At 39.1% G+C, this 2406-nt stretch carries 2 protein-coding genes; both read left to right on the forward strand.

Annotated features, from left to right (window positions below; all coding sequences use genetic code 11):
- Positions 1 to 1821 (forward strand): DNA topoisomerase III (locus HRT72_05540; protein ID NQY67171.1); only part of this gene is annotated, 1821 nt, incomplete at its 5' end.
- Between the two features lie 94 nt (positions 1822 to 1915).
- Positions 1916 to 2406 (forward strand): GTPase Era (era, locus tag HRT72_05545; GenBank protein NQY67172.1); only part of this gene is annotated, 491 nt, incomplete at its 3' end.

Genomic DNA, 2406 nt, shown 5'->3' on the forward strand with positions numbered 1-2406 from the left:
AGAGCAATTGGCGATTGGCTGCTGGGTATGAATGCTACGAGATTGTACACATTAAAATATGGTGGCTACAAGCAAGTGTTGTCTGTTGGGAGAGTGCAAACGCCAACTCTTGCTATGTTGGTGAACCGACATCACGAGATAGAAAACTTTGTCTCAAAACCGTTTTGGGAACTTCAAACTAAATATCGCGATGCGATATTCAATAACACAGAGGGTAAATTTTTAAAGAAGGAGCATGGAGAGAAATTCCTTAATCAAGTAAAGGGAAAAGAATTGGTGATTACGGCAATCTCCAAAAAAGATGGCAAGGAATACGCACCCAAATTATTTGACTTAACAGGTATTCAGGTCTATTGTAATAATAAGTTTGGCTTTACTGCTGAGTCGACTTTGAAAATGGTGCAAAGTCTGTACGAAAAGAAAGTAGTGTCTTATCCAAGAGTAGATACTACCTTTTTACCGAACGACATGTATCCCAAAGTTAGCGGGATACTAAAGGGACTTAGTAATTATTCTGCTTTTACGGAATCGTTACTGGGTAAGACAATTAGGAAATCGACGAAGGTATTTAACGATAATAAAGTCACAGATCACCATGCCATTATACCAACAGGGCAGCAAAACTCTTTGGGAATTGATGAACAGAAAGTATATGACATCATTGTACGTCGTTTTATTGCTGTCTTTTACCCGGATTGTAAAGTGGCCAAAACGCAAGTAGACGCAGAAGTTGATTCAGTGAAATTTGTGACTAAGGGAAAGGAGATCTTCGAAGCTGGATGGCGTGTTTTGTTTGCCAAAGAGAAGAAGGAAAGCGACGAAGAGACAAGTAAGGATGATGAGGAGGAAAATCTATTGCCCTCTTTTGTTAAAGATGAAAGAGGTCCGCATACTCCTTCCTTCTTAGAGAAAACTACTAAACCACCTAGCTATTATACGGAAGCATCATTGCTACGAGCAATGGAAACTGCCGGAAAGCAAGTGGACGATGAGGAACTCCGGGATTTAATGAAGGAAAATGGCATTGGAAGGCCATCAACAAGAGCGAATATCATAGAGACTCTATTTAGAAGAAAGTATACACAGCGAAGAAAAAAGCAAGTTTTGCCTACTGAAATGGGTATTCAACTGATAGGTACAATTCAGAATGATTTGCTTAAATCAGCCGAGCTTACAGGTCAGTGGGAAAAACAATTGAAAGAGATTGAACAAGGAGAGCACAGTGCAAAACAGTTTATTGTTGATATGAAAAACATGGTGAATCATTTGATTTACGATGTGAAACATGAAACCGGCAAGGCGCGAATGGTTGAGACGGTAAAACCTAAAGCTGTAAAGGGAACTAAGAAATCAGCGAGTTCAGATTCCAAGTGCCCGAAATGTAAGGAAGGCAAATTAATAAAAGGGAAAACTGTCTTTGGTTGCAGCCGTTGGAAGGAGGGCTGTGACTTGAGATTACCATTTCAATTTCTGGATAAAAAGTTAACGGATAAGCAGGTTTTTAGGCTAGCTGTAAAAGGGACTACAACAAAAATTAAGGGTTTTAAAGTTGATGGAAAATCAGTGGAAGGTATTTTGAAGTTAAATCCAACTTTTGAAGTTGAGTTTGAGCCGTCCGTAAAATTCAATACAAAATTCGCAGACGTAAAATCTTTGTGTCCGAAGTGCATGAGTGGATCTATTGTTAAAGGGCAATCGGCTTTTGGGTGTAGTGAATGGAAAGAAGGATGCAATTTTCGGTTCTCGTTTGATGCAATTCGGGCAAAGGCAAATGGTCAAACTCTCAACAAGGAATTGATACTTAAAATAATTCGTAGCTAGTACTCATCCGGCAAATGGACAAAGGGATATTGCAATGCGTGATACCGCCGAAAGTCCCGTAAAGATTCGTTTCTTTGCACTCTAATAAGAAATAATGAAACACAAATCTGGTTTTGTAAGCATAATAGGTAATCCGAATGTGGGTAAGTCTACCTTAATGAATTCGGTTGTAGGGGAGAAGTTATCTATCATCACTTCGAAAGCCCAAACTACACGTCATCGAATTCGAGGAATCGTAAACAAAGACGATTATCAAATTGTTTATTCGGATACCCCTGGGATTTTAGAGCCTGTATATAAAATGCAGGAGGGCATGATGAAGTTTGTTGCTACAGCTTTGTCGGATGCAGATATTTTACTCTACGTAACGGACATCTACGAAACGGGTGTTGGTAATGATAAGATAAAGGAGAAGCTAAACGACATGAATATTCCAATCATAGTTGTGCTTAATAAAATTGATTTGGGAGATCAGAAGAGAGTAACGGCCCGCATCGAATTATGGCAGAGTGAGTTTCCGAGAGCTAATGTAATGCCAGTTTCCGCGTTACATGAGTTTAATATTGAAAAGGTATTGGATGAAAT

It is taken from the genome of Flavobacteriales bacterium, from assembly GCA_013214975.1.
Classification (GTDB): domain Bacteria; phylum Bacteroidota; class Bacteroidia; order DT-38; family DT-38; genus DT-38.